Source organism: Bacillus sp. J14TS2, assembly GCF_018333015.1.
In the GTDB taxonomy this organism is placed as follows: Bacteria; Bacillota; Bacilli; order Bacillales; family Bacillaceae_C; genus Lederbergia.
Map to the genome: position 1 here is coordinate 398,901 of NZ_BORE01000002.1, position 23,466 is coordinate 422,366.

Genomic DNA, 23,466 nt, shown 5'->3' on the forward strand with positions numbered 1-23,466 from the left:
GTTCACCCCCGTTTTATTGATCGAGCATTGAAATAAGTTTCTTTGCGAAACCCTCTTCCAGGACAGCCACAACCACTCTTTCATCCTTTCCTATAGAGTGGCCGAGTTTTTCTCTGGATTCTACAAAGCGGAAAGGAACATGGTAAAAAGTACATTTATCCTGTATTTTTTTTGAAGTATTCTTGGATGCATCATTCGAAATTAAAATCAATTTTGCCTTTTGTAATTTAATTTCCTTTAGCACCAATTCTTCCCCTGAAATTATTTTTCTAGCTCGATTCGCCAAACCAAGCAGGCTCATCCAAGGGTCCTGCTTTCTCATTTTGACTCATCTTTCTGGACTAAAGTAAGTAATTCATCATAAAGTGAGTCCTCCACTTTAGCATTCAATTGATTTGCAAACACATTATGCTTTTTCGCGTTTACGATTGCTTCCTGACTTAAAGAAACATAAGCTCCCCTTCCAGGTTTTTTACCAGTTGGGTCGATCGAAACTTCTCCTTCTTTGGAACGAACAATTCGGATCATTTCTTTCTTAGGCTTCATTTCTCCAGTTGCTAGACATTTTCTTAATGGCACTTTTTTTCGGGCCATTTTTTCTCCCCCCTATTCGATTTCATCCTCACTTAAATCGAATGTGCTCTCTGAGGTATCCTCTTCTTCGAAGAACAGATCATCATTTAGTGGATAGATCCCGGCATCGCGAGCATCTGTTTCACTTTTGATATCAATTTTCCAACCTGTTAGTTTAGCTGCAAGTCTCGCATTCTGTCCTCTTTTTCCAATCGCAAGAGAAAGCTGGTAGTCCGGTACAATGACCGTTGTTGCTTTATCCTCTTCATCTATTATCACTTCTAAAACTTTAGAAGGACTCAAGGCATTGGCAACGAAAACCTTCGGATCAGTAGACCATTCCACTATATCTATTTTTTCCCCTTTTAGTTCATCTACTATTGCTTGAACTCTCGTACCTTTGGGGCCAACGCATGAACCTACAGGGTCTACCTCAGGATATTCAGTGCTAACTGAAATTTTCGAACGATCCCCAGCTTCACGCGCCACAGATCTTAACTCTACAGTACCATCATAGATTTCTGGAACTTCAATTTCAAAAAGTCTTTTCAATAGACCTGGATGAGTACGGGAAACATAGATTTGTGGACCTTTTGTTGTTTTTTCTACTTTTGTGATGTAAACCTTAATTCGATCATGCGGTTTATAGACTTCATTCGGCATTTGTTCACTTTGTGGTAAAATAGCCTCTATTTTACCTAGACTGACATAGATAAATTTGGAATCATAGCGTTGAACAATTCCTGTCATAATATCATCTTCACGATCGATAAACTCAGAATAAATAATGCCTCGTTCTGCTTCACGGACCCGTTGAGTGACAACTTGCTTAGCGGTTTGGGCAGCAATACGTCCAAAATCCTTTGGTGTGACTTCCAATTCAACAACGTCTTCAATTTCATAGGCAGGATTAATTTTCTTAGCTTCGTCGATAGAAATTTCTAGTCTTGAATCAAAGACTTCTTCAACAACATCTTTTCTAGCGAAAACTCGCATGGTTCCCGATCCTAAATTCAGATCAACACGAACATTTTGCGCTTGATTGAAATTTCTTTTATATGCTGATACGAGTGCAGCCTCAATAGCTTCGATCAAGACCTCTCTGCTGATTCCCTTTTCCTTTTCTAAAATAATGAGAGCATCCAATAATTCCGAGCTCATTAAATGTCATCCCCTTTAAAATTCTACAGCTAATCTTGCTTTCGATACTTTATTTAATGGCAGTTCAATCTTTTTCATTCGTGTCTTTTCTTTCATTTCAAGTGTAAGGATCTCATTGTCAAAGGCAGCTAGACGGCCTTCAAAGGATTTTTCTCCATCAATCGGTTCATACGTATTTACTTGTATCATTTTACCGATTGCCTGCATATAATCTTTCTCTTTTTTCAACGGACGTTCTGCTCCAGGTGAAGATACTTCTAAAAAATAATTATGAGGAATTGGATCAATCTCATCTAGTTGTTCGCTTAGTCGCTCACTAACAAGACCGCATTCTTCAATATCAACACCATTTTCTTTGTCAATAAATAGGCGTAGAAACCAGTTTTTTCCTTCTTTTACATATTCAACATCAACTAATTCTAGTCCCATATCATCAAGAATCGGCTTTGCGAGCTTTTCAACGAGGTCTGTAACTTTGCTCATAATTACCTCCAGAATTTCAAAGTTATAATCAATTTTGTTATGACAATACGAAAGAGTGGGGGGCGCCCACTCTTTTTAACAGAGAGTTATTCATAGTATATCCATAAAAAATATACCACAATCAAAGCCTAGTTGCAAACAGAAAAGCGTAAGCGCCTTGCTCAGCCCCGACAAGCAAATGTTCTGAGACAAGAAAAGTCCGGTTTTGACTTTTATTGGCTCAGGTTATTTGACCTCGAGGGGCTAGGCGCTGGAGCTGGACAACAGAAAAGCGTAAGCGCCTGTTTAGTGACGTACAAACTTTCATGGTAAGGATGAACAGCTAAAAACGCGCCGTCCTGGCGGCAGACTCAAACGCGACGTCCTGTCGCTTCGTCTGCACTAGTACATCCTGTACGTCGCAACACTGTTCTGACCTACATCCTGTAGCCCTGAGATAATGGAAACACCATGAGCTTGAAAAGCGAATGGATGTTGACTTACGCAAGCAGAAACCGAAAGTTTGCTAGTCAACAACCAAAAATCCCAAGCTCCGCTCTTAACAACATCTTGTAGCTCTAAAATAGAGAAAGCTGGTTCTGGTCAGGGAGCCCCTGCAGTATACCTTGTTGATCCAAGTACTCAATAATTGTTTTGGATACTTTCCCACGTTTTTGTAAATCCTCTTTTGAAAGAAAATCTCCTTCCTTGCGAGCCTGGACAATATTTAAGGCCGCATTTGTCCCAAGTCCAGGAACAGCATTAAAAGGGGGAATTAAAGCATCTTCATCAATGATAAAATCAGTTGCACTAGAACGATAGAGATCAACCTGTTTAAATTTAAATCCTCTTTCACACATTTCTAGTGCAAGTTCTAATACAGTTAAAACACTTTTTTCCTTTGGAGCTGCATCTAACCCTTTAGCATTTATTTCTTGTATTCGAGTACGAATCGCATGAGAGCCGCGATTCATTGCAATGAGATCGAAATCCTCTGCCCTAACAGTGAAATAGGCTGCATAATAATAGAGAGGATGATGAACTTTAAAATAAGCAATTCTTACAGCCATTAATACATATGCAGCTGCGTGGGCTTTAGGGAACATATATTTAATCTTCTTACATGAATCAATATACCAATCAGGTACATTGTTTTTTTTCATTTCTTCTTCCCATTCTGGAGGTAAACCTTTCCCCTTACGTACAGATTCCATAATTTTAAACGCTAAAGAAGAATCTAACCCCTGATAAATTAAATATACCATAATATCATCCCGACAGCCGATTACCTCTGGTAGCGTACATGTTTTATTATGGATTAATTCCTGTGCGTTTCCGAGCCATACATCCGTTCCATGGGATAGCCCTGAAATTTGTACTAGTTCTGAAAAAGTGGTTGGCTTCGTATCCTCTAACATTTGTCTAACAAAGCGTGTTCCAAATTCCGGGATACCTAGGGTACCTGTTTTACACATGATCTGCTCTTCCGTCACACCGAGGGATTCCGTACCGGTAAATAGTTTCATCACTTCAGAATCATCTGTAGGAATGGTTTTTGGATCAATTCCACTCAGATCTTGTAGCATCCTGATAACGGTTGGATCATCATGACCGAGTATATCTAATTTTAATAAATTGCTATCGATCGAGTGGAAATCATAATGAGTTGTCCGCCATTCCGAGCCGCTATCATCTGCTGGAAACTGGATAGGAGTGAAATCATAAATCTCCATATCATCAGGGACAACAATAATTCCGCCTGGATGCTGTCCTGTCGTTCGTTTAACACCTGTACACCCTTGAACAAGTCGGTCTACTTCTGCCCCTCTTTGCTGAAGATTATTGTCTTGAGCATAGCCTTTTACATATCCATAGGCAGTTTTTTCTGCAACGGTTCCGATTGTTCCTGCTCTGTAGACATAATCTTCTCCAAAAAGAACCTTCGTATAATTATGCGCCTGTGGCTGATATTCTCCCGAAAAGTTCAAGTCAATATCCGGAACCTTGTCCCCTTTAAAACCAAGGAATGTTTCAAAAGGTATATCGTGTCCATCTTTTTGATAAGGCGTACCACATTTTTCACACTCTTTATCAGGTAAATCAAATCCTGATCCGACTGATCCATCGTCAAAAAATATGGAGTGTTTACATTCGGGACATACGTAATGCGGCGGCAATGGATTTACCTCTGTAATTTCTGTCATTGTTGCCACTAATGATGATCCAACTGATCCTCTTGAACCAACTAGATATCCATCATCCAATGATTTTTTAACTAATTTATGGGAGATTAGATAGATAACAGCGAATCCATGCCCAATGATACTTTTTAATTCTTTTTCCAGTCTCGCTTCAATAATTTCTGGTAACTCGTCTCCATAAATGCTCTTCGCCCGACCATAGCTCATGGAACGAATTTCTTCTTCTGCCCCTTCAATCTTCGGGGTATACAAGTCATCCTTAATTGGTTTAACTGACTCAAGTGAATCGACAATTGCGTTAGAATTCTCTACCACAATTTTACGCGCTTTATCTTTACCGAGAAAAGAAAATTCAGCCAACATTTCATCTGTTGTTCGAAAATGAACAGATGGAAGGCGATGGCGATTTAATGGATTCGCCCCACCTTGAGAATTAATTAAAATTTGCCGATTGATTTTATTTTCTTCATGCAAATAATGCACATTTCCTGTTGCTACTACAGGAATATCCATTTTTTCGCCCATGTCAATAATATTGGTAATAATGTCTTCAAGATCCTTTTGATCTCTTACAAGCTCCATCTCTATTAGAGGCGCATACACAGACTTAGGATGAATTTCAAAATAATCATAAAAGCTTGCTACTTTTTCCGCCTCTTGGCGTCCTTTTTGCATCATGGCTTCAAAGACTTCTCCCTTGTCACAACCTGAACCAATCAATAAGCCTTCTCGATATTTTTCTAGAAGCGATCTAGGAATACGGGGAACTCGAAAGAAGTACTGAAGATGTGAAATAGAAACCAATTTATATAGATTTTTTAATCCAATATCATTTTTAACTAAAATCGTACAATGATTAGGACGAGCACGTTTATAGGCTTCTCCTTCTCCCAGATAGTCATTGAATTGATCATGATATTCAATTCCTTTTTCAGATGCATCCTTCAACATTTTTAAAAATAGGTAGCCCGTTGCCTCAGCATCATAGATAGCACGGTGATGCTGCGTGAGATCAATATCGAACTTTTTCGCCAATGTATTTAATCGATGGTTTTTCATTTGCGGGTACAGTAATCTCGCCAGCTCCAATGTGTCGATCACCGGATTCGTCGATTTCCCAAGTTCGTATTTTTGATAACCTGTATTTAGGAAGCCCATATCAAATGATGCATTATGAGCGACATAAATAGCATTGCCCGTCCATTGATGGAATCGATGTAAAACAGCGTCGATGTCAGGTGCGTTTTGGACCATCTCATCAGTGATTCCTGTCAAATCAATAGTCGTAGTTGAAAGTGGATGATGAGGATTAGCAAAGCTTTCGAAAGTATCAATAATCTCTCCTCCACGTATCTTAACAGCGGCTAATTCAATAATTGTGTCATATATAGCAGAAAGGCCCGTTGTTTCTACATCAAAAACAACAAACTCTGAATCTTCTAATTTCAGATGTGTACTATTATAGGCAATCGGTACGCCGTCATCGACAAGATTGGCCTCCAAACCATAAATAATTTTTACATCATTTTTTTTGCCAGCATTATAAGCTTCTGGAAAGGATTGAACAACAGCATGATCTGTTACCGCGATCGCTTTGTGTCCCCATTTTTTAGCCTGAGCCACATAATTAGACATAGATGTGAGACCATCCATTTGACTCATGGTCGTGTGAAGATGAAGCTCAACTCTTTTTTCTTTAGCTTGATCAAAGCGTTCTTTCGGCTTGACTTCATTTATATCATTCGCAATCATGACTAGATCACGCACAAATGTATCATTCTGGATGCTGCCTCGCGCTTTTACCCACTTACCCTTTGTGACCTGTTGCAGCGTTTCTGCATCCTCTTTATCCCTAGAAAACATTTTAACAAGAATGGAATCCGTATAATCTGTTATTTTAAAGGTTAGAAGAGTACGGCCACTACGGAGCTCCCTTGTTTGTGCATCAAAAATATAGCCTTCTACAGTGATTCTTCTTTCTTCATCTACTATATTTTTCAAACTTACGATCTCTTCTGTTGGATTAATCGAAATTCCAATCGTAAGAGGACCACTTGGCGTTCCTTTCTTACCTTCTTTTTCAGTTTCTTGTTTCTGCATCTCAATCATTGCTTGTTTGGCTTTTTCTGCATCCTCTTTTTGCTTTGCTTCAAGAAATTTTTGATAATCATCATTCGTGTCTTCCTGAGCCATTACTTGTCCATCCAATTGCAAAGGAGGAAAACCATATTGTATGAAAATGTCCTGAATAAGTTGGCTGTATTTTCGCTTTAAGGTTTGTATCTCTGTATCATTTCGAGCAGTAATGGACAGGACATTCCCGCTTACTTGAGGAATTTGATTGTTTAATAAGGACAACAGGACTGGGGATATACCATCCAGTTCTTTGATGCAATGTGTCCAATATGCTTGCACCAACTCCTCCGTAATTGTGGAATCTGCGGTTGAAACCTCAAAACGAATAGATGCAATATGTTGAAAAGCTTGCTGAAGTTTTTCGGCGAATTGAATAAACAAATTATAAGGAAGCACTTTTTCAAATTGAAAAGAAAAATGCCACACCTTTTGTGTGCGATCTACAACTAATTTCGTAATTTCAGCATGCTGAAAAAAGGGGACGCTCGCATCGGCAGTTAGTCCAATTTGTTGTAATAGTACTTGAAACCTTTCTCTTCTAGAGGCGGGATCATTTGCCATTTTTCTCTCACCCATCCTTTTATATTGCCTGTTCAAAAAGTCGATAAAAAAGACTAAGTCGGTGACTATGCTGACTTCGATGTTCGACACAGGACGTGTCGGTACCTAGTTGAAGATCATTATCTTGATGCGTCATTTTTGTTGAGCTTTTTGAACAACCTTTTATAATGTTATTTTAACAGACTAAGGCACCCTTTTAGGGAAGTTCAAAAGTTCTTTTTGAACACGCACCATAAGGGTACCTTGAGTTATTCCCCGCTTTTTAATAATTGTGCAATTGTTGCTAGGAGTTCCGCTTTATGAATCTCCAACACTTCACCCGAATGTCTTAATTTGACTTCTAAAATACCCTCTGCAGCCTTTTTACCAATTGTTACTCTTATAGGGAGCCCCATTAAATCAGCATCTTTAAATTTAACGCCAGGCCGTTCTAGACGATCATCGAATAACACTTCGTAGTCTTGCTGGAGCTCTTGATATAAGCTTTCGGCAAGCTCCTTTTGGTCTTCATTCTTCATATTGATTGGAATTAAATGAACCTGATAAGGGGCAATATTTATTGGCCATTTCAAGCCATTTTCATCATTGTATTGTTCAGTAATAGCGGAAAGAGTACGAGAAACACCAATCCCATAACAACCCATGATGATGCTTTGCGACTTCCCATTCTCATCTAAATATTTTGCTTCAAGTGCATCACTATACTTTGTCCCTAATTTAAAAATATGCCCTACCTCAATTCCTTGGGCGAAGCGGATTGTGCCGTTCCCATCTGGTGAAGGATCTCCCTCTTTTATGAAACGTAGATCTGCATATTCCTCTACCTTAAAATCTCTTTCAGGTACAACTCCTGTAAAATGATATCCTTCTTCATTCGCTCCACAAACAGCATTTACCATTGATTGAATGGCAAGATCTGCATAAATTTTAATTTCTGAAGGTAACTGAACCGGTCCAATCGAGCCAACTGAACACCCTAAAAGTTGTTCAATCTCCACATGCTCTGCCAATTCTACAGTATCAGCTTGTAATATATTCTTCAGTTTAATGTCATTGATTTCATGATCTCCTCGCACTAAAATCAACATAAACTTTCCATCAACATTAAAAACAAGTGATTTTATGCATTTCTCTGCATTAACTTCCAGAAAAGAAGAAATATCTTCAATTGTTTTTTGATTTGGTGTTTCGATCTTAGTTAAAGCTTGTTTGGGCTCAGATGATTTTTCATAGGTTCGTTTTACCTCTGCCATTTCAATATTCGCAGCATAGGAGGAGGAATCAGAATAAGCGATCGTATCTTCACCAATCTCAGATAAAACCATAAATTCTTGTGTATCTTTTCCACCAATTGCGCCTGAATCGGCTAGGACAGCGCGAAAATCCAGACCACATCTAGTGAATATATTGTGATAAGCTTGATAGATTTTATCATATACTTCATCAAGGCTTTCTTGATTCGCATGGAAGGAATAGGCATCCTTCATAATAAATTCTCGTCCACGTAATAGGCCAAATCTTGGACGTTTCTCATCACGAAATTTTGTTTGAATTTGGTATAAAGTAAGCGGAAGACGTTTATAGGATTTCAACTCATCCTTAACAATAGACGTAATCACTTCCTCATGGGTAGGTCCTAATGCGAATTCACGTCCATGTCTGTCCGTTATTCGCATTAATTCTGCTCCATATCCTTCCCAGCGTCCAGATTCCTGCCATAATTCAGCTGGTTGCAATGTAGGCATTAATATTTCCGCTGCTCCTGCATTTTCCAATTCTTCTCTAATAATCGTTTCGATTTTATTTAACACGCGTTTTGCAAGTGGCATATACGTATATACGCCACTTGCCGTTTGTCTAATAAACCCTGCACGAAGAAGGAGCTGATGGCTTTTTACTTCTGCATCAGCAGGAACTTCACGAAGCGTAGGGATTAATGTCATACTTTGTCTCATATTGGCACCCCGACTTTAATTATATTAATGAATGAAAAATCTTTGAATATCATTCCATGTGACAACGATCATTAACAGCATCAGCAATGCAAAGCCGATAAAATGAACAACACCTTCCATTTGACGATCAACTGGTTTTCCTCTTAATGCTTCCACTCCAAAAAACAGAAGTCGTCCACCATCAAGGGCAGGAATAGGCAACAGATTCATAATACCTAAATTAATGCTGAGTAGACCGGTCCAACGAAGAAGATTTAATAACCCTGTTTTCACAACAGTTTCAGTCGTTTTATAAATCCCAACTGGTCCAGAGAGCATATCAATGGAAAAATTCCCAGTCACTAGTTGTCCTAGCAACTTAAAGATTTCAATTGTCATAAGATACGTTTCTTGAAAACCGCTTAAAGCAATTTTGCTAAACGATTTATCTAATTCTGCTTGTACTCCTATTAAACCGATCGCTTCACTTTCTTCCATCTCTTGCTTTTCAGGAACAACTGGAATTTCCAAAGTTTGTTGATCTCTTTCAATCGTAAAGACTAATTCTTCATTTGGATGTGCACGCACAATGGTTGTCATATCGGTAAACGTCTTAACCTCGGAACCGTCAATACTTAAGACGGTATCACCTTCCTGAAATCCCGCTTCCTTTGCCGGACTATCTGGTAAGATCGTTCCAAAAACGGCTTCTTTTACAGGTACTCCCTGGATCATTGATATGATTGTGAACACAACAACCGCTAAAATAAAATTAAAAAGCGGGCCTGCGAAAATCGTCATCGCTCTTTGACTAAGCTTTTTAGAAGCAAATTGCCGGTTCCATGGAGCGATTTGAGTCTCTGTTTGATTCTCGACTATGACTGCTTCCCGAGAAAGTTGGAATGTTTGTAGTACATCATCTTCCATATCCTCGTAGCCACTAATAAACAATTGATGTTCTAAATCGGCTTTCTCCACTTCTATGGTGCGAGCATTTGGAAAGCGATCACGACCATTGAGAATAATTTTCGTGACAATCCCATTTTCATCAAGCAGGAGGCCGATCCGATGACCTGGTTTAATTTCTGCTATTTCTGGGTCTTCGCCAGCCATTCTGACATACCCACCAATAGGAAGTAAACGGATTGTATAAATGGTCTCATTTTTTTTATAGGAAAAGACTTTCGGCCCAAAGCCGATGGCAAATTCTCTCACCAAAATCCCTGATCTTTTTGCGAAAATAAAATGCCCGAACTCATGAAAAAATACAAGAGCTCCGAAAATGATAATAAATGAAATAATCGTGTTCAACCGGCATAACCACCTTTTTTATAAAGAGAGTGAATGAACATAATTTCTAGTTTCGGAATCTACTTCCCGAATGGTTGCTAAATCAGGATGCTTAATATTCTGGTGATGTGTGAGTGCTTTTTCAATTAGGTTTTCAATCATTAAAAAGGAAATTTTTCCATTTAGAAACTGGTTCACTGCTACTTCATTAGCTGCATTTAGAACGGTTGGCATTGAACCACCTAGTTTTCCCGCCTCATAGGCAAACCGTAAGCATGGGAACCGATCTGTATCCATTTCTTCAAATTGAAGTTTCCCTATTTTTACAAGATCAAGTGGCTCTCCAGACTGGAAAGGTAATCGTTCCGGATAGCTAAGTGCATATTGAATCGGAACTCTCATGTCTGGACTCCCTAATTGTGCAATCACACTACTATCATGATACTCCACCATTGAGTGAATAATACTTTCTCTATGTAAAACGACATTAATTTGCTCATAAGCAATTCCGAACAACCAATAAGCTTCAATAACTTCTAATCCTTTATTCATCATTGTAGCAGAATCAATGGTTATTTTCGATCCCATCGACCAATTAGGGTGGGCAAGTGCCTGTTGAAGTGTCACCTTTTCAAGCTCTTTTCTCGTAAGATCTCTGAAGCTTCCCCCTGAAGCAGTAAGAATCAAGCGTGACACATTTCTCGTTTTTTCCCCATTTAAGCATTGAAAAATCGCCGAATGTTCACTATCAACTGGAAGAATGGAGACTTGCTTCCGCTTTGCTGCCTCCATAACTATATGACCAGCCGTTACAAGAGTTTCCTTATTCGCTAGCGCAATCGTTTTTCCCGCTTCAATTGCCATTAAGGTCGGCTCCAAACCAACACTTCCCATGACAGCATTTAAAACAATTTGCACTTTATGATGAACAGCTGCTTCAATAAGCCCCTCGTTCCCATATGCAAATGAAACACGAGGAAATTCACTTTGCAAGAGCTCACAATCTGCTTGCTCTTGTACAGAAACAAATTGTGGTGCAAATTCCACAATGATTTTTCTAGTTAATTCTATATTTTTCCCTGTGGTCATCGCCACTAATTTATATTGCTCTGGATTTTTTCGTATAATATCAAGGGCTTGTGTACCAATGGAACCTGTAGCTCCTAATAAACTGATTAACTTCATCATTTTCTCTCCTTATAGGGGGTGTTCATAAAGTTCGGTAAAAAGGGCAGTGCCAGATAAATGATCTTCAACTGAGTAGCTACATGACCTATATATTTACACGGAAGTCAGTACATTCTACAAGTCCGCTCAAATCACTACGATGAGGATTCGGGAAAGCTTTCCTCATGCCCGCTCGCACTTTCGACACTAGTGTCGATCGGTTATGATTGATGTCAACGTAGTCGCCAGCTTGGTCCTTTTAACCTTCCTTTGAACATCTCTTATACATAAAACACGCCAATCTGAAGTTTACATTCCTAGGTAAACTCCGATTAGGGGAGCTTTGTTAATAAAAAATAAAGTAGTGGTAATACAAATAACCAACTATCACATCGATCTAACATCCCACCATGTCCCGGGAAAATCCTGCCTGAATCTTTCACTGCAAAATGACGTTTCAAAGCTGATTCAGCTAGATCACCTAGTTGTCCAAATATTGATAAGACGACTGTAATCATTAATAACTTAACAGTAGGCACGGGAATATTTGTAAAAATAGCAAAGATCAGCGCAACGATAAGGGCTGAAAGAATTCCTCCAATAAAGCCACCTATGGTTTTATTAGGGCTGATTTCAGGCCAGAGTTTGCGTTTTCCAAAGTATTTTCCTACAAAATAGGCTCCAGAATCTGTCATCCAGACGACAAGTAAAGCAAAAAACAATAGAATTAGTCCTTCTTCTCGAATCTGGACCATATAATAAAAACCAATTCCGATATAAAATATCGATAAAAAAGTAAAGCCGGCTTGATCAAAATGAAACTTGTTTTTTACGATAACAGTATAAGATAGTAAAATTAAAACGAAAACATATGAAAGCTCCATTTTTGACAAATTAAAAATAGATAGTGTTTCATACAGCTCCGGAGGCAAAAGAAAAACCCATAAAAACAAAGTCGCCAAGCCGCCATGAACTGAAAAAATAGATAGTTTCCTCATTTGTAATAGTTCATAAAGAGCGATGGTTGCCATCACATAAGTTAATAATAAAAATGGTATGCCGCCAACTATAACCATCGGTAAAAAAATGGCTATAAGTATAGCAGCGGTAATGATTCGTTGCTTCATCTCTTGGACTCCTCTTCATTTAATCCACCATATCGTCTTGTTCGCTGTTGAAAGGCTTCAACGGCTTCGATAAGCTGTATCTCAGAAAAATCCGGCCATAATACATCGGTAAACCATAATTCAGTATAGGCGATTTGCCAAAGCATAAAATTACTTAATCGCAGCTCTCCACTAGTTCGTATTAATAAATCCGGATCAGATAGGGATTGAGTCATTAAATAACGTGAAAAACATGAGTCAGTTATGTCATCCAGTGCTAATTTATCCTGTTTTACATCATTCGCTAAATTTTTGACAGCATCAATGATCTCAGCTCTTCCACCATAGTTTAATGCAAAATGTAAATTCAATCCTGTATTTCCCGCTGTTCTCTTTATGGCATCATCTACCGCTCGTTTTGTTTTTTCAGGGAGCTGACTTCTATCTCCCATCATTGTAACTCTCACATTCTCTTCAATTAATTCCGGTAAAAAACTGCCTAAAAATTCCTCTGGCAGTCCCATTAAATAATCGACCTCGAATTTTGGCCGTTTCCAATTTTCAGTTGAAAATGCATATAAAGTTAAAGTATTGATATTTAGTTGATTCGCCAGCTTCGTAATTTTTCTGACCGTTCTCATCCCCTCATGATGGCCAGCAACACGAGGTAATGCTCGTTTTTTCGCCCATCTCCCATTACCATCCATAATAATTGCTACATGTCTTGGAATGGGTTGGTCTAAAATTCGCGTTACCCTCTCGTTCATTGTGGTTTGTTTTTCGGGGGTATTCCATAATTTTATTTTTTTAAACATGAAAGGGTCCTCCATCAGCGTTGCATCCTATTTGACCTTAATCCATATCTTACCATAGGACGGAAGGCGTATCACACACTTTCTAATTATTTATGCAATAACCATGGATTCTATTATAAAGAAAAAAATACTTTTTGGATAGTCACTCATGTAAGAAGTACAAAAACATTGGAGCAGAATATAAAGTTCTTTACAGTTTAAAAAAGCTCCCAATATAGATAAATTGGGAGCTAGTCATGTAAATGTCACACTTCAAGAACCTCTTGTTCTTTTTCCTTTGTAGTTGTTTCAATTTGGCTAATATGCTCATCAGTTAGGTTCTGAATATCCTCTGTGTAACTGCGAAGCTCATCCTCAGTAATATCTCCTGATTTTTCCAGTTTCTTGAGATCTTCATTCGCATCACGTCTAATATTTCGTACCACTACTTTAGCATTTTCAGCTTCTTTTTTTACGACCTTGACTAGCTCTTTTCTTCGCTCTTCTGTAAGTTGCGGAATGGTTAGTCTGATTAAAGAACCATCATTAGCTGGATTTAAACCAAGATCTGATTTTAAAATAGCTTTTTCAATATCACCGATAATCGTCTTATCATATGGTTGAACAACCAACATTCTTGCTTCTGGCACAGAAATAGATGCCATTTGATTAATTGGTGTTGGTGCACCATAATAATCTACCGATATTTTATCTAAAAGTGAGGCATTGGCACGTCCAGCCCGTATACTTGAAAGCTCTCTTTTATAAGCTTGAAGCGATTTTTCCATTTTGTCTTTAGTACTCGAAATAACTTGTTTTGCCATTATTCCTTCCCCCTAACTAAAGTTCCAATTTGTTCTCCCATGACAGCTCTCTTCACATTTCCGTTCTCTGTAAAAGAGAAAACGATAAGTGGAATATCATTATCCATACATAAAGATGAAGCGGTGGAATCCATTACACCCAAACCTTCTTTTAAGACGTCTAAATAGGAAAGCTGCTCATATTTCTGTGCATCTTTATCAAGCTTAGGATCAGCATTGTATACGCCATCCACGTTATTTTTCGCCATTAGAATAACTTCAGCTTCTATCTCAGCTGCCCTCAAGGCTGCAGTCGTATCTGTAGTGAAATAAGGATTTCCAGTACCAGCTGCAAAAATAACCACTCGTTTTTTTTCAAGATGGCGAATTGCTCTTCTTCTAATATACGGCTCTGCTACTTGACGCATATCGATAGATGTTTGTACACGTGTTTCAATTCCCATCTGTTCAAGGCTGTCTTGCAGGGCTAATGAATTCATTACGGTTGCCAACATCCCCATGTAATCGGCGTTAGCCCGATCCATACCCATTTCACTGCCTACTTTCCCACGCCAAATATTTCCAGCGCCCACAACAACAGCCACTTCAACACCTAGTTCAGCGACCTCTTTAATTTGACCGGCAATTGACTTAATGACGGACGGATTAATTCCAAACCCTTCTGTCCCCGCCAAAGCCTCGCCACTGAGTTTAAGAACCACTCTCTTGTATTTTGGCTTGTCCATATGAACCTCCATTGTCATCTCTTATGTATCTTTTTAAGAAAAGCGCAAGGCGCCCGCCTATCGGCGACAAGCAAATGTTCCTGAACCTAGAAAGGTGCATTTCCCCTTTCTAGGTTCAGGGTTATTTGACCTCGAGCCGATGGCGCCTGGAGCTGGACAACAACTGCCCAACCTTAAGGTAATCTTAGGAAAAACTATATACTTTCTTATCTTTTTCAAAAATAGGGAACACAATGTGTTCCCTATTTTGAAAAGCGCAAACACCCATTTAGCGATATCAAAGCTATAAGATTACAACGTCCATCGTCTGCGCTCAAAAAGCTTGTGTTCACTAAGTGTTGAGTGCTAGCGTTGATCCAGTTGTTTTTTGTGCAAATTATTTTTTGATTTGGCTCATAACTTCTTCAGCGAAGTTTTCTTGACGTTTTTCAAGACCTTCACCGACTTCATAACGTACGAAATCTTGGACAGTTGCTCCTTTGGACTCTACAAATTTACGGACTTTTTGATCAGGATCTTTTACAAAAGATTGGTCAAGAAGGCAAATTTGTTCAAAGAATTTTCCTAGACGACCTTCAACCATTTTTTCAACGATTTTTTCAGGTTTTCCTTCATTTAAAGCTTGTTGTGTCAAAACTTGGCGTTCACTGTCCACTTCTTCTGCTGAAACTTGATCACGAGAAATGTATTTAGGATTGATCGCCGCAATATGCATTGCTACATCTTTTGCTACCTCTTGATCAGTTGTTCCTTCAAGAACAGTTAACACACCAATTCTTCCACCCATGTGCAAATATTCACCAAATGCACCTTGATCAGATTTTGTTTTCACCGCAAAACGGCGTAGCGTAATCTTTTCACCAATTTTTGCAATTGCGCCGTTAATATATTCACTCATCACTTGGCCGTTTGTCATTTTTTGTTGAAGAGCTGTTTCAACAGAATCAGCGTTATTTTCAAGCAAATGCTGAGCAAGTTCTTTAACAAGAGCTTGGAAAGTTTCGTTTTTAGCAACAAAGTCTGTTTCAGCATTCACTTCAAGAATCACTGCTTTATTTCCTTCACTTAAAATGAAAGTTGTGCCTTCAGCTGCAATACGATCCGCTTTTTTAGCAGCGGAAGCAATCCCTTTTTCGCGAAGAAAATTAATTGCTTCTTCCATATTTCCATCGGTTTCAGTTAAAGCCTTTTTACAGTCTAACATCCCTGCGCCTGTTTTTTCACGCAGTTCCTTTACCATTTGTGCATTAATTGCCATATTATAAGTCCTCCCTATCCTGCTTTCAATTTTAAGTATTAAGAGGATGTTCAAAAAGTCGGGTAAAAATGACACTGCTAGTACAGGACGTCAGCGTCTTTAGCCGACTTGATCCTTTTTATCCTTCTTTTTGAACATGTGCTCTAAAGAAATCCTATTTGATAAAAAAGGTGATAAGTGTTTACCACTTCATCACCTTTTTTTGTCACGATTATGAATTGGCCTGTCTCACAGCATTAAACGTTAGCTGTATCTGTTGCTTCCTCTGCTTCTTCCTCTTCAACCTCTTTTTGGGCTTCAAGCAAAGCATCAGCCATTTTAGAAGTTAATAGTTTAACGGCACGGATTGCGTCGTCATTCGCTGGGATCACATAATCAATTTCATCTGGATCACAGTTTGTATCAACAATACCAACGATTGGAATATTTAGTTTGCGTGCTTCAGCAACAGCAATTCTTTCCTTACGTGGGTCAATAATGAAGAGAGCATCTGGAAGAACTTTCATATCTTTAATTCCACCTAAGAAACGTACAAGTCGATCATATTCTTTATTTAACATAACAACTTCTTTTTTAGGTAGAACTTCAAAGGTTCCATCTTCTTCCATCTTTTCAATCGCTTTTAAACGCTCAATTCTTGATTGAATGGTTTCAAAGTTCGTTAGAGTTCCGCCAAGCCAACGATGGTTTACATAATAATGTCCAGCACGTTCTGCTTCGTCTTTGACAGATTCTTGAGCTTGTTTTTTAGTTCCTACGAAAAGAACTTTTCCATTGTTTTCGGCAAGCTCTCTCATAAAGCTATAAGCTGCCTCAACCTTCTTAACTGTTTTTTGAAGGTCAATAATATAAATACCGTTACGCTCCGTAAAAATATACTTCTTCATTTTTGGGTTCCAACGGCGTGTTTGGTGTCCAAAGTGAACACCAGCTTCTAATAATTGTTTCATTGAAATGACTGACATTTCTACTTCCTCCTCGGTTTTTATCCTCCGTTCTGGTCATATCTTGCACAAACTGTTCATAGCTTGAGCTACAGACAGCACCTTGCCACAAAATCACAGAACGTGTGTATTAACACCATCAATGAATATAGCATAAACCAAACGTCATATCAAGTATTAAGAATGCATATTTTTAAATTTCAGGGCAAGACTGACTTCAGTTTTTCCTTTGTTTAATCGTTGAGCTATTTCCTCAATAGTTAATCCCTCTGACTGAAGAGATTGAACTTGATCAGCAAATAGACGGGTGTCGGACAAAATATCCAACTCCCCTTCACTCTCTTTCATTCCTGTTTGCTCAACAGCATTTACATGATATGCTTTTTCTGCTTGCATTCTCGTATAGTTCTTTGCCTTCACACTAGGTTGTTGTTCCTCAAGTTGATGTTCGCTCTTGACAGTTCCCTCACTGTTCATTTCATGCGAGTCTTCGGCCTTGTTTTGTTGTGATGTGTGGAAATTAGCTGCTTTCGACATAAACAGTTGATTTTCTTCCTTCATTTCTACTAAAAAGCTCGTCAGAAATTCTTCTGTTTCTGCTTGCATTTTTTGCTGAGCCTTTTCTATTTCCATTAACCGATTTTGTCGCATGTACAATAATACAACAGCAAAAATTAAAATTGCGTTTAAAATGAACAATAGGAAGATTAATGCGCTTGTCAATTATATCCCTACCCACTATAATCTATTCTTTTTCCTTTATACGGATGTTGCTCATTTACTGGCTTGTTCTCCACTGTTTTCTCTTTTTTATTTTGATTAGAGTGACGCTCTTTTTGATCCTTAGCAGAAGGATCTTCTTTTTTTAAGCGAACCTCATCATTCTCATCCAATTGATTGACTCGCTGTCGCTCTTGTTCAATCTTGTCCTTTGTTTCTTCCTTAGCTTGTTCAGTCATAGCTTGCCCTCTTTGTTGCAATTGTTCTGCTATTTTCCCTGCTTCCGTTGTTCTCGGGAGTGCCACCTGCAATTCAATTAATTTTAAACTCATGGATTTCCCCCATTATCGTTTTTTTAACAGAATTACTTTCAACTTCGCCAAGGTTTTTGAATGAATTTGCGATATTCTCGAGGTTGACAGTTGCATCACCTCGCCAATCTCCGTAAATGTAAGTTCTTCCTTATAAAACAAGCTTAACACTAGCTGTTCTTTTTCCGTTAAATCCGTAATCGCTTCTCCCAGTTCACTAAGCCACTCTTTTTTTATAAGTTGCTCTTCAGGTCCCACCGATTCCTGATCTCTAATTGAATGAACCGATTGATCCCCGTCCTCATTCGTAGCTATTTTTTCATCCATAGAAAGTACACTGGAAAAAACATGCTCATTTAAGACACGGCATACCTCGTCTTCCGTATAGCCACAGTTTTTAGCAATCTCACTTACAGATGGTTTGCGCATCAGATGCTGTTCCAACTCATTTGTAGTCGCTTCAATCTTTTTTACTTTTTCCCGTGTGCTTCTTGGAAGCCAATCCTCTTTTCTTAATCCATCAATCACAGCACCTCTAATCCTAAAGGATGCATATGTATCGAATTTTAAATCTCGTGAAATATCAAACTTATGCAGGGCATCTAATAATCCCGTCATCCCTAAACTTCTTAATTCTTCTCTACTCACATTTTTGGGAAGTCCAACGGAAATACGCTGAACATGATATGAAACTAAGGGCATATATTTCTCAATCAACTGATTTCCTGCATCTGCATCCCGAGAATGAATCCATAAATCCCAACATATTTGCTCATCAAGCAGTGGTGAGTGCGACATCCTATCTTCTCCTCACATGTATAAGCTTTTTTTATACTGATATCTATATCTCGAGGGCTTCATGATAAGCCTTTCTAATATATAAAATAGATGATTCTGGAACAAATTCAATCGTTCTTCCACTATTCCCACCTGTATCTTCTCCGACAACAGGGATATTCAAATCTTTCAACTCTCGCTTCACTGCTTCCACATTTCTCGGTCCAATTCTCATCTGCTCCGTTTGTTTTTCAAAATTAAACATTTGAGCGCCACCAGCAATTTTAGCTTTTAATTGATGACGGATTGCTCCTATTGCCAATAAATCCACCACTAATTTCTTAATAGAAGTATCAGCAAACTTGGCCTCATTTAATGGTTGACGTCCTTTAGCAAGTGATGATTCTGGCAGCATAATATGGGCGAGCCCAGCTATTTGTGATTGCTGATCATAGATCACAACACCCACACAAGAACCAAGCCCCGCCGTTCTAATTGTATGTGGTGCCTTCACTATATTCATATCAGCTATTCCGACACGAACTACTGTATCAATCATCAATTCTAACCCCAAGCTTTTGAAAGATTGTTGCAAAAGAGCTTGGATCTGGCAGTAGAAAAAAATGTCCCTTCACACTCTTTGAATCATCACTTGTCTCCTCATCATTTAAAGCTGTATCAATTACAATTACATAGTCCTGTGATTGAGATAGCTCGATCAAACCATAACTAATAACAGCACCCGCCATATCGATGCTAATAGAAGGAACAGAGGCGTGTAATCGTAATCCTGTAAAATCAGATAGGGACGTTAAATAGGAGCCTGTGAGAATATTCCCTAACTCTTGCATTGCTGATAAAGCCATTTCTGAATAGGGCGGCTGTGATAAAGAGAAAGTATTGTCTTGTGTTACCTTCTGTACCAACCTTGTTGCTTGTTCGAGAGGTAAAATAAAAAACATACTCCCAGAAGCATCTCCCTCAACCCTTAGAAATACTGCTGTGACAACAGTATCATGGCCACCAGCTAGCTCTAGCATTTGATCAAATGTGATAATCCGTGCTGTCGGTACTTTCATTTCAATATTTTTCCCTGTTAAAACCGATAACGCAGTAGCAGCATTTCCAGCACCGATATTCCCAATCTCTTTCAAAATATCAAGGTGAAATGGCGTGATTTCTGTTTCAAACTCCATTGTTTATTTTCCTTAATTCAGGCGGTTTAATCGTTAATTCTAAATCAAGAAGAATGAATAGCCGATGATCTATATTGGCCACTCCGGAAATATATTCTTCTGCAATCGAACCAGCTACATTAGGACATGGTTCAATTGCTTCGATAGGAATATCTAAGACATCATTTGCTTCATCTACGATCATGCCTACTGTAATCTCATCCCATGTGACAATGATAATTCGTGTACTATCTAGATGATCGGAATCCCCTATTCCAAACCGTTGTTTTAAATCAATAATTGGAATAATGATTCCTCGTAAATTTATGACACCTTTTATAAATGCAGGCATATTGGGGACTCTTGTGATATGGAGCATTTTTTCTATTGCTGTTACATATTCTGCCGAAAGACAGTATTCTTTCTGATTCAGTTTAAAGACGATCACTTTTTGCTTAGAATCAATCACTGCTTCACTCATCATCGTTCACTCCCTTTTTTCACTTTATCTCGAATTAACTGGCAGTATGACCACCATCAAGAATTCGAGGAAAACAAAATTATAAGTGGGGATCAACTGCCAGTAAACCCCCGATTCGTTCAGGCCTTGTGACGTACAGAATGTACTAGGGCAGACGAAGCGACAAGACGTCGCGGCCTTACCTTTGAGCTTTCCTAGTCATTGTAAAAAGACACTGAATGAAGTTTTATTTTATCAAGGCGTTACAATCGATGATTAAGGCTACCTGCCCGTCACCTAAAATCGTTGCACCTGAAACCGCAAAAACCTCTGCTAAATAATTTCCTAAAGATTTCAGAACAATTTCTTGCTGGCCAATGAAAGATTCAACAGCTAAAGCAGCCATTTTTTCACCTTTCCGTACAATGACAATCGATACAAATTCAGATTCACTAGGAGTGCTATTCTCTACATGGAAAACATCCTGTAAGGAAAGTAACGGCACAACACTTCCTCGGAAATCAATAACAGGCTGATTATGGGCAGTCATAATCTCAGACTTTTTGATAATTGCTGTTTCAATAATCGATGAAAGTGGAACAGCATATTTTTCTGCTCCTACCTCTACAAGTAAAGCTGAAATAATCGATAATGTTAAAGGTAATTGGATGGAAAATTTTGAGCCCTTCCCTTCGGAAGATTCAATCGAGATCGAACCTCCCAATGACTGGATAGTCGACTTGACGACATCTAAACCAACTCCTCGACCTGATACATCTGAAATCGTCTCAGCTGTAGAGAAGCCTGGAGCCATAATTAATTCAAAAGCCGCTTCATCTGATAACAAATCTGCTTCATTTTGCGAAACAATGCCTTTCGATATCGCTTTATCAATCACCTTATGTCTATTAATTCCTGCTCCATCGTCAGTAATTTCAATGAAAACATGATTACCACTATGATAGGCTTTTAGATTAATTGTTCCACTTTCTGCCTTTCCATTTGCTCTTCGAACATCAGGACTTTCAATACCATGGTCAATAGCATTTCTTAATAAATGGACAATCGGATCACCGATCTCGTCAATAACAGTACGGTCCAATTCAGTTTCAGCACCAACAATATGTAACTCCAACTGTTTATTTAAATCTTTTGCCAATTGTCTAACCATTTTAGGAAAACGATTAAAGACGGTTTCAACAGGTACCATGCGCATGTTCAGAATAATATTCTGTAAATCACTAGAAATTCTTGACATTCTCTCAACCGTTTCATGAAGATCTGGATGGTTAATATCTTGAGAGATTTGTTCTAGTCTACCTTTATCAATCACAAGCTCCTCAAATAGATTCATCAAAATATCGAGGCGATCAATATTGACTCTAATTGTCTTAGATGGTTTCTTTCCTTTTCTTTCTTTTGCATTCTTTGCTACTGAATTCTCGTTTTCACCTGATTCTACCGTTTCTTGCTTTACGTTTGTTGATGGATTCTTTTCCCGCTGAATCTGAGTTAAATCAACAGCCTGGACTTGGACAGATTCAATCTCAGATATTTTCATAATCTTATTGACTAGTTCATCTTCTGACTCTTTCGTAATGATCGTTGTGATGAATTGCGATTCAAATTGTTCTTCCTCTAGTTGCTCAACAGACGGCAATGATTTAATGACATCCCCCGATTTTTCTAAAACCTCAAACACCATGAAAACACGAGCCATTTTTAATAAGCAATCCGGCATTAAATTCACTTTGATTTCGAAACACTCATGCCCTTGTTCGCGTGACTGCTCAATCACCGTCTTTTCGTATTGATCATATTTGAGCTGATAATCAGGAGAAGTTTTCTCATCAGTAACCGTAGTAGCTATCTCTTGAATGGCTTTATCTTGCTCTGGGTTTAAGCCTTTTTCTAATAATTGTAATTTGGCTATTACTTCCGTGACATCTTTCTTCCCGTCACCCCCAGACTCAATTGAATCGACCATTGTCTCTAAATCATCGACTGCAAGAAAAACAACATCTAATAAAACAGAAGTGACGTCAATTTGTTCATTGCGAATACCATCAAGAACATTTTCCATTATATGAGTAAGATTAGCCAAATCGCTATAGCCCATTGTGGCTGACATTCCCTTTAATGTATGAGCAGCTCGGAATATCTCATTTACAACTTCTAAATCTTTCGGATTGTTCTCTAATGTTAAAAGATTTTGGTTTAACACCTGTAAATGTTCTTTACTTTCATCGATAAAAACTTCCAAATAATGATTCACATCCATACGCCCACATCCTTATTCTATTAGTTTCATAATATTCATAGCAATATCATCCAATTTGGAAACGGAATCGACTAATCCCGTTTCAATTGCTGCTCGCGGCATTCCGTATACGATGCAACTTTCCGAGGATTCGACCATTACGATGGTTTGGCCATTCTCCTTTAAGTGTATAATCCCTTTTTTTCCATCTGAGCCCATCCCAGTCATAATGACAGCAATCTTTTTGTGCGTTTTTAATTGACTTACTGATTGAAATAGCACATCAACCGATGGGCGATGTCCATTAACAGGCTCAGTCTCAGCAATCTTTATTCTTACTTCTCGCCCTTGTGATATAAGCAACATATGTTTCCCGCCTGGCGCAATATAAGCCGTCCCTTTTTGCAAAATTTCTCCATCTTCAGCTTCCTTTACCTCAATTTCGGAAAGGTTATTTAAGCGATTAGCTAAAGACTTTGTAAAATTGGGTGGCATATGTTGAACAATTAAAACAGGAACTTGCAAAGTTCTCGGCAATGCTGATAAAACAGCCTGTAATGCTCTTGGTCCTCCAGTGGATGTTCCTATACAGACGATCGTGTGATATTGGTCTTCTGAAAGCATTCC

The 23,466-nt window shown here is 38.5% G+C and carries 22 protein-coding genes; all 22 read right to left on the reverse strand.

Features of this window, described 5'->3' with window-relative positions; translation table 11 throughout:
• Positions 1 to 13 precede the first annotated feature (13 nt).
• Positions 14 to 322 carry a YlxQ family RNA-binding protein gene (locus tag KI375_RS04460; protein WP_212972329.1) on the reverse strand — a complete coding sequence of 103 codons (309 nt, stop codon included), beginning with the start codon at positions 320 to 322 and terminating at the stop codon, positions 14 to 16.
• The gene (gene rnpM, locus KI375_RS04465; RefSeq protein WP_207449871.1) at positions 319 to 594 is read right to left on the reverse strand and encodes an RNase P modulator RnpM; all 276 of its coding nucleotides are present in this window, start codon (positions 592 to 594) and stop codon (positions 319 to 321) included. Before rnpM ends, KI375_RS04460 begins: the two co-directional genes overlap by 4 nt.
• Before the next feature lie 12 nt (positions 595 to 606).
• Positions 607 to 1,734 carry a transcription termination factor NusA gene (nusA, locus tag KI375_RS04470; RefSeq protein ID WP_207449873.1) on the reverse strand — a complete coding sequence of 376 codons (1,128 nt, stop codon included), beginning with the start codon at positions 1,732 to 1,734 and terminating at the stop codon, positions 607 to 609.
• Between the two features lie 15 nt (positions 1,735 to 1,749).
• Positions 1,750 to 2,217, reverse strand: coding sequence for a ribosome maturation factor RimP (rimP, locus tag KI375_RS04475; RefSeq protein WP_212972330.1), 468 nt, complete (start codon positions 2,215 to 2,217; stop codon positions 1,750 to 1,752).
• Positions 2,218 to 2,774: 557 nt separating this feature from the next.
• On the reverse strand, positions 2,775 to 7,094 hold the full coding sequence (locus KI375_RS04480) for a PolC-type DNA polymerase III (protein WP_212972331.1): 4,320 nt from the start codon (positions 7,092 to 7,094) through the stop codon (positions 2,775 to 2,777).
• Between the two features lie 248 nt (positions 7,095 to 7,342).
• A complete protein-coding gene (locus KI375_RS04485) occupies positions 7,343 to 9,049 on the reverse strand; it encodes a proline--tRNA ligase (RefSeq protein WP_212972332.1) in 1,707 nt (568 codons plus the stop codon).
• Between the two features lie 24 nt (positions 9,050 to 9,073).
• The gene (rseP, locus tag KI375_RS04490; RefSeq protein ID WP_212972333.1) at positions 9,074 to 10,339 is read right to left on the reverse strand and encodes an RIP metalloprotease RseP; all 1,266 of its coding nucleotides are present in this window, start codon (positions 10,337 to 10,339) and stop codon (positions 9,074 to 9,076) included.
• 18 nt (positions 10,340 to 10,357) lie between these two features.
• A complete protein-coding gene (gene dxr, locus KI375_RS04495) occupies positions 10,358 to 11,503 on the reverse strand; it encodes a 1-deoxy-D-xylulose-5-phosphate reductoisomerase (protein WP_212972334.1) in 1,146 nt (381 codons plus the stop codon).
• A gap of 314 nt (positions 11,504 to 11,817) precedes the next feature.
• The gene (locus KI375_RS04500; RefSeq protein ID WP_212972335.1) at positions 11,818 to 12,612 is read right to left on the reverse strand and encodes a phosphatidate cytidylyltransferase; all 795 of its coding nucleotides are present in this window, start codon (positions 12,610 to 12,612) and stop codon (positions 11,818 to 11,820) included.
• Positions 12,609 to 13,406 (reverse strand): undecaprenyl pyrophosphate synthase, encoded by a 798-nt coding sequence (locus KI375_RS04505; RefSeq protein ID WP_212972336.1) that lies wholly within the window; start codon positions 13,404 to 13,406, stop codon positions 12,609 to 12,611. The genes KI375_RS04500 and KI375_RS04505 overlap by 4 nt, the downstream gene beginning before the upstream one ends.
• A gap of 245 nt (positions 13,407 to 13,651) precedes the next feature.
• Positions 13,652 to 14,209 carry a ribosome recycling factor gene (frr, locus tag KI375_RS04510; RefSeq protein WP_212972337.1) on the reverse strand — a complete coding sequence of 186 codons (558 nt, stop codon included), beginning with the start codon at positions 14,207 to 14,209 and terminating at the stop codon, positions 13,652 to 13,654.
• Positions 14,209 to 14,934 (reverse strand): UMP kinase, encoded by a 726-nt coding sequence (pyrH, locus tag KI375_RS04515; RefSeq protein WP_212972338.1) that lies wholly within the window; start codon positions 14,932 to 14,934, stop codon positions 14,209 to 14,211. Before pyrH ends, frr begins: the two co-directional genes overlap by 1 nt.
• Before the next feature lie 376 nt (positions 14,935 to 15,310).
• The gene (gene tsf / locus KI375_RS04520; RefSeq protein WP_212972339.1) at positions 15,311 to 16,192 is read right to left on the reverse strand and encodes a translation elongation factor Ts; all 882 of its coding nucleotides are present in this window, start codon (positions 16,190 to 16,192) and stop codon (positions 15,311 to 15,313) included.
• A gap of 236 nt (positions 16,193 to 16,428) precedes the next feature.
• Positions 16,429 to 17,157: a 30S ribosomal protein S2 gene (rpsB, locus tag KI375_RS04525; protein WP_212972340.1), complete on the reverse strand. Its 729-nt coding sequence runs from the start codon at positions 17,155 to 17,157 to the stop codon at positions 16,429 to 16,431.
• A gap of 156 nt (positions 17,158 to 17,313) precedes the next feature.
• Positions 17,314 to 17,859, reverse strand: coding sequence for a hypothetical protein (locus KI375_RS04530; RefSeq protein ID WP_212972341.1), 546 nt, complete (start codon positions 17,857 to 17,859; stop codon positions 17,314 to 17,316).
• A gap of 8 nt (positions 17,860 to 17,867) precedes the next feature.
• On the reverse strand, positions 17,868 to 18,188 hold the full coding sequence (locus KI375_RS04535; RefSeq protein WP_212972342.1) for a hypothetical protein: 321 nt from the start codon (positions 18,186 to 18,188) through the stop codon (positions 17,868 to 17,870).
• 12 nt (positions 18,189 to 18,200) lie between these two features.
• The gene (locus KI375_RS04540; protein ID WP_212972343.1) at positions 18,201 to 18,965 is read right to left on the reverse strand and encodes a FliA/WhiG family RNA polymerase sigma factor; all 765 of its coding nucleotides are present in this window, start codon (positions 18,963 to 18,965) and stop codon (positions 18,201 to 18,203) included.
• Between the two features lie 43 nt (positions 18,966 to 19,008).
• Complete coding sequence (locus tag KI375_RS04545) at positions 19,009 to 19,503, reverse strand: chemotaxis protein CheD (protein WP_212972344.1); 495 nt, start codon at positions 19,501 to 19,503, stop codon at positions 19,009 to 19,011.
• Positions 19,496 to 20,140, reverse strand: a complete 645-nt coding sequence (locus KI375_RS04550) for a chemotaxis protein CheC (protein ID WP_212972345.1) — start codon at positions 20,138 to 20,140, stop codon at positions 19,496 to 19,498. The genes KI375_RS04545 and KI375_RS04550 overlap by 8 nt, the downstream gene beginning before the upstream one ends.
• Positions 20,130 to 20,600 (reverse strand): chemotaxis protein CheW, encoded by a 471-nt coding sequence (locus tag KI375_RS04555; RefSeq protein ID WP_212972346.1) that lies wholly within the window; start codon positions 20,598 to 20,600, stop codon positions 20,130 to 20,132. Before KI375_RS04555 ends, KI375_RS04550 begins: the two co-directional genes overlap by 11 nt.
• 226 nt (positions 20,601 to 20,826) lie before the next feature.
• Complete coding sequence (locus KI375_RS04560; protein WP_212972347.1) at positions 20,827 to 22,860, reverse strand: chemotaxis protein CheA; 2,034 nt, start codon at positions 22,858 to 22,860, stop codon at positions 20,827 to 20,829.
• Between the two features lie 12 nt (positions 22,861 to 22,872).
• Positions 22,873 to 23,463 (reverse strand): CheB methylesterase domain-containing protein, encoded by a 591-nt coding sequence (locus KI375_RS04565; RefSeq protein WP_244852267.1) that lies wholly within the window; start codon positions 23,461 to 23,463, stop codon positions 22,873 to 22,875.
• Positions 23,464 to 23,466 lie beyond the last annotated feature (3 nt).

Bases quoted from the DNA above. Each gene is read 5' to 3' on its own strand.
- KI375_RS04460 (WP_212972329.1), bottom strand. From the start codon at position 322: ATGAGAAAGCAGGACCCTTGGATGAGCCTGCTTGGTTTGGCGAATCGA.
- rnpM (WP_207449871.1), bottom strand. From the start codon at position 594: ATGGCCCGAAAAAAAGTGCCATTAAGAAAATGTCTAGCAACTGGAGAA.
- nusA (WP_207449873.1), bottom strand. From the start codon at position 1,734: ATGAGCTCGGAATTATTGGATGCTCTCATTATTTTAGAAAAGGAAAAG.
- rimP (WP_212972330.1), bottom strand. From the start codon at position 2,217: ATGAGCAAAGTTACAGACCTCGTTGAAAAGCTCGCAAAGCCGATTCTT.
- KI375_RS04480 (WP_212972331.1), bottom strand. From the start codon at position 7,094: ATGGCAAATGATCCCGCCTCTAGAAGAGAAAGGTTTCAAGTACTATTA.
- KI375_RS04485 (WP_212972332.1), bottom strand. From the start codon at position 9,049: ATGAGACAAAGTATGACATTAATCCCTACGCTTCGTGAAGTTCCTGCT.
- dxr (WP_212972334.1), bottom strand. From the start codon at position 11,503: ATGAAGTTAATCAGTTTATTAGGAGCTACAGGTTCCATTGGTACACAA.
- KI375_RS04500 (WP_212972335.1), bottom strand. From the start codon at position 12,612: ATGAAGCAACGAATCATTACCGCTGCTATACTTATAGCCATTTTTTTA.
- KI375_RS04505 (WP_212972336.1), bottom strand. From the start codon at position 13,406: ATGTTTAAAAAAATAAAATTATGGAATACCCCCGAAAAACAAACCACA.
- frr (WP_212972337.1), bottom strand. From the start codon at position 14,209: ATGGCAAAACAAGTTATTTCGAGTACTAAAGACAAAATGGAAAAATCG.
- pyrH (WP_212972338.1), bottom strand. From the start codon at position 14,934: ATGGACAAGCCAAAATACAAGAGAGTGGTTCTTAAACTCAGTGGCGAG.
- tsf (WP_212972339.1), bottom strand. From the start codon at position 16,192: ATGGCAATTAATGCACAAATGGTAAAGGAACTGCGTGAAAAAACAGGC.
- rpsB (WP_212972340.1), bottom strand. From the start codon at position 17,157: ATGTCAGTCATTTCAATGAAACAATTATTAGAAGCTGGTGTTCACTTT.
- KI375_RS04535 (WP_212972342.1), bottom strand. From the start codon at position 18,188: ATGAGTTTAAAATTAATTGAATTGCAGGTGGCACTCCCGAGAACAACG.
- KI375_RS04540 (WP_212972343.1), bottom strand. From the start codon at position 18,965: ATGTCGCACTCACCACTGCTTGATGAGCAAATATGTTGGGATTTATGG.
- KI375_RS04545 (WP_212972344.1), bottom strand. From the start codon at position 19,503: ATGATTGATACAGTAGTTCGTGTCGGAATAGCTGATATGAATATAGTG.
- KI375_RS04550 (WP_212972345.1), bottom strand. From the start codon at position 20,140: ATGGAGTTTGAAACAGAAATCACGCCATTTCACCTTGATATTTTGAAA.
- KI375_RS04555 (WP_212972346.1), bottom strand. From the start codon at position 20,600: ATGAGTGAAGCAGTGATTGATTCTAAGCAAAAAGTGATCGTCTTTAAA.
- KI375_RS04560 (WP_212972347.1), bottom strand. From the start codon at position 22,860: ATGGATGTGAATCATTATTTGGAAGTTTTTATCGATGAAAGTAAAGAA.
- KI375_RS04565 (WP_244852267.1), bottom strand. From the start codon at position 23,463: ATGCTTTCAGAAGACCAATATCACACGATCGTCTGTATAGGAACATCC.